This is a genomic window from Terrisporobacter sp., assembly GCF_017888745.1.
In the GTDB taxonomy this organism is placed as follows: domain Bacteria; phylum Bacillota; class Clostridia; order Peptostreptococcales; family Peptostreptococcaceae; genus Terrisporobacter.
On record NZ_JAGHFM010000300.1, the window covers coordinates 1 to 3,819 of the forward strand.

Annotated in this window: 5 protein-coding genes; all 5 read right to left on the reverse strand. The window is 30.7% G+C overall.

Annotated features, from left to right (window positions below; translation table 11 throughout):
- Positions 1 to 277 precede the first annotated feature (277 nt).
- Positions 278 to 754 carry a PTS sugar transporter subunit IIB gene (locus J7G74_RS13625; protein WP_297136335.1) on the reverse strand — a complete coding sequence of 159 codons (477 nt, stop codon included), beginning with the start codon at positions 752 to 754 and terminating at the stop codon, positions 278 to 280.
- Between the two features lie 14 nt (positions 755 to 768).
- Complete coding sequence (locus J7G74_RS13630; protein WP_297136337.1) at positions 769 to 1,575, reverse strand: PTS system mannose/fructose/sorbose family transporter subunit IID; 807 nt, start codon at positions 1,573 to 1,575, stop codon at positions 769 to 771.
- Positions 1,562 to 2,341: a PTS mannose/fructose/sorbose/N-acetylgalactosamine transporter subunit IIC gene (locus tag J7G74_RS13635; protein ID WP_297136339.1), complete on the reverse strand. Its 780-nt coding sequence runs from the start codon at positions 2,339 to 2,341 to the stop codon at positions 1,562 to 1,564. Before J7G74_RS13635 ends, J7G74_RS13630 begins: the two co-directional genes overlap by 14 nt.
- Before the next feature lie 15 nt (positions 2,342 to 2,356).
- On the reverse strand, positions 2,357 to 2,773 hold the full coding sequence (locus tag J7G74_RS13640; protein ID WP_297136340.1) for a PTS sugar transporter subunit IIA: 417 nt from the start codon (positions 2,771 to 2,773) through the stop codon (positions 2,357 to 2,359).
- Positions 2,774 to 2,789: 16 nt separating this feature from the next.
- On the reverse strand, positions 2,790 to 3,819 hold a 1,030-nt coding region (locus tag J7G74_RS13645), incomplete at its 5' end, for a glycoside hydrolase family 31 protein (RefSeq protein ID WP_297136342.1).

The following is a 3,819-nucleotide window of genomic DNA, read 5'->3' on the forward strand; positions in this document are numbered from 1 at the left end:
AATTTTTCCAGTAATAATTCATATTTATTAAATTGAATCAATAACTTTTTAAGATTTAATAATTTAGTCCATATTAAGTATTTGCGTATAAGATTTATATTGCATTGATTTTTCTCAATAGTATTAATCCTGACATAGTTAGTATATAAGAGACTTTAATTAAAACATAAAATAATTATACAAAAAATAAATCCCAAGCTCTTTTGAACTTGGGATTTATTTTTTGTGCAAAAATGTGACTGCCCTATTTGTTTTGTGCGACAGACCCCTTTAATTCCTATAAATATTCCTTAAACATAACTAACGGATCTGTAGGAGTCATTATAGCTGTTATCTCAAAACCTCTATCTATTAACTCCTTGAAGGCTTCTTTTTCTTCTGGAGTAACACTTACAGATGGTCTTATTACCTCAGTATTTGATTTAGATGACATGTTACCAACATTTATTTTCTTGATATCTAGACCATTATTTACAAGATGAAGAATATCCAAAGGTGACTTCACAACTATAAATACTCTTTGTCCACGATATTTTCCTGCTGAAATATTTTTTACTGCTGTATCCCTTGATATTATAGATGTACTAACATTTGATGGAGCTGCCATTCTTAATACTGATTTTTGTAAATCATTATTTGCTACCTCATCATTTATAACCATAATACGAGTTGCTCCAAGATTGTTTGTCCACATTGTAGCTACTTGTCCATGTATTAATCTATCATCAATTCTTATATGTATAATTCCTTCCATATTTAAATACCTCCTTATTTAAGTACTCCTAGTGAATATAAAACTATTGAAATAACTATTACTAATAAAATTAAGTATGTTGGTTTTACCTTTTTACCTAGTAAGTAATACATTATTGCAACTATAGCTGCTGGTAGTAGACCTGGCATGATTTGATCTAATATACTTTGGCCTGTCATTTCGATTTCACCTTGTACAAAGCTAAATCCGACTGTAGTTCTTATAACTGTTGATATTAATCCACCTACAACCATTAATCCTAATATAGAAGTACCTTTAGTTATAGATTTCATTTTACTTTCAAGAGCATTAACTAACTTTGTTCCTGAAAAATATCCAGCTTTAAATAGTGGAAAACTACATAACTTAATAGCTATACTTACTGCTATCCATAAAAATATTCCTACTGGGCTTCCATCTATAGCCATATTTGCTGCTATTGCACCAAATATTGTCCAAGGGATAACAACACATAAACTATCTCCAACCCCAGCTAAAGGTCCCATTAATCCACTTTTTATAGAACTAACTGCATCTGCAGCATTATTTTTTTCTTTTTCCTCTATTGCAATATTTAATCCAAAAATATATGGAGCAACCCAAGGATTTGTATTAAAGAATTGTAAATGTCTCTTTGCTGCTTGTTGTAAACCATCTTCATCATTTCTGTACGTAAATTTTAAAAACGGTAATATAGCATAGCAATAAGCTAAAGCTTGCATCTTTTCATAATTAGATGAAACACTACTTGTAAATATCCATCTTAATAAAACTTTACTACGTATTTTTTTTGGTGTAAGCTCATTATTATTCATCTTCATCCATACCTCCAACTACAGAATAAGATAACATTTCTCTTTCATTTTCTCTCTTGAATTCTATTAATGATATAGCTGCTGCTATAAGGGCAACCCCTAATAAAGGAATTTTCATGTATACTGTTAGAACGAATCCTATTAATAAATAAGGAAAATGAGTTTTTGTTGGTAGGTTTTTAAGTAATAAAGCTATACCTACCGCTGGTAAAATCCCTCCAGCTACTTGAAGTCCGCCCAATAACCATTCAGGACTATTATTAATTAGTCCATTTACTAAGTCTGGTCCAAAAATTACTGCTAATAGTATTGGAATACCTGTTGTTGCACATGTTAATACAACACCTAACATTTGCATTTTTCCTATACCACTATAATCTCTTTTATCTACATAACTTTCTGCTTTATGTGCAAGCCATACACCAATTGTATTTCTTACTACATCTAGTTGAACCATTAATAATGCTACTGGTATACCAATTGTTATACCTACATTGGGATCTTGACCTGTTGAAATAGTTATAAATGTTGCAACCACACTAGCTGTTTGATAATCTGGTATAGAAGCTCCGCCAAAGTTACTAATACCTAATGACATTAATTGTAATGTCCCACCAATAAATAAACCTGTTGAAACATCTCCCATTATTAATCCTACAACAAAACCTGCTGTAACTGGTTGATATGTACCACACATAGTACTATTTTTCTCAAAATTGATATAAAACCCATATAAAACAATTGCTACTAATTGCCAAACCTCTACTTGCATATACCATATCCCCCTTTATTCATCATCTTCGTTAATAGTTAAGTTTGCTAATTCTTCTGATAAAGTATTTATATATTGTGTATTTTTAATATTTTGAACTGCTTCTGAAACTGACATACTTTTACTATTTAATGCTGCCTCAAATAGCATTGGAATATTTACTCCCGAAACGATTTCAGCCTCCCCCTTAATTAAGCCAATATTTTCTGAACAAACATTAAAAGGTGTTCCATGAAATAAATCTACAAATATTAGTACATTAAAGTCTTTAATCTCATTAAATAATGCTTTAACCGACTTTTCAAATTTTTCTATTCCATCATTATCTAATACTAAAGTTGATATATTTTCTATATCTTTTATGAAAAACCTTATTGTATCTAGACAACCTTCTGAAAATTTTCCATGAGAGGCTACTCCTATTTTATACATATCTTTTCCTCCTTTATTAAATAAGTTTATTTTTGATTGATGATCCTTTTTTACAAAATACAGGAATACTTTCTAACGGAGCTTCTACAACAACAAATTGTCCACCCTCATATACTTTATTTGTATTTATATCAACCCATTGATTTCCATTAGGTAAATAGACTTCTCTTTCTCTTTGTTTATAATAAATAATTGGTGCAATAAGTAATTCTGAACCAAACATATACTGATTATCTACTTCCCAAGCCATCTTATCCTCGGGATAATCATAAAATACTGGTCTCATTATAGGTGCACCTACTTCATGGGTTTCTTTAAATAACTCTGCTATATATGGCTTCAAATTTTCTCTAATATTTAAGTATTTCATAAATATTTCTTGAGCCTCTTCACCATACGACCATATTTCATTCTCTGCACCACTTACACATTGCCCTCCACCATCATAACCGAGTGCTTTCTTATGAGGTTGTCTGTCTCCATGCATTCTAAGAATTGGTGAGAATGTAGCGTATTGGAACCATCTTATCATTAACTCTCTAAATTCTGGATTATTGATATTACCACCATGGAATCCCCCTATATCAGTTGTCCACCAAGGATTACCCGCAATACTCATATTTAATCCAGTATTTACTTGATTCCTAAATGCACCAAAACTTGAATCTATATCACCTGACCATACAAGTGTTCCATATTTTTGGCTTCCTGCCCAACACCCTCTAATTAAAGTTACTGGTGTTTTATTTTCTTCCTTTAATCCATCGAAAACTATTTTAGAAAATTCATTAGGATATAAATTACCTACCTTTAAGTCAGTTCCTAAATAATATCTATAATTATCAAAATCATATGTAGCATATCCTGGTTCTGCAACATCTAACCAAAACATATTTATTCCATTCTTATAATAGCTATTTTTCAGCTTGTCCCATACGTAGCTTCTAGTTTCAGGATTAGTTGGATCTATAAAAACAGTATTGCTTAATTGTTGCATAGTAACTCTTATTCCCCTGTTAACTTTAACTAATAATCCCTTTTCTATA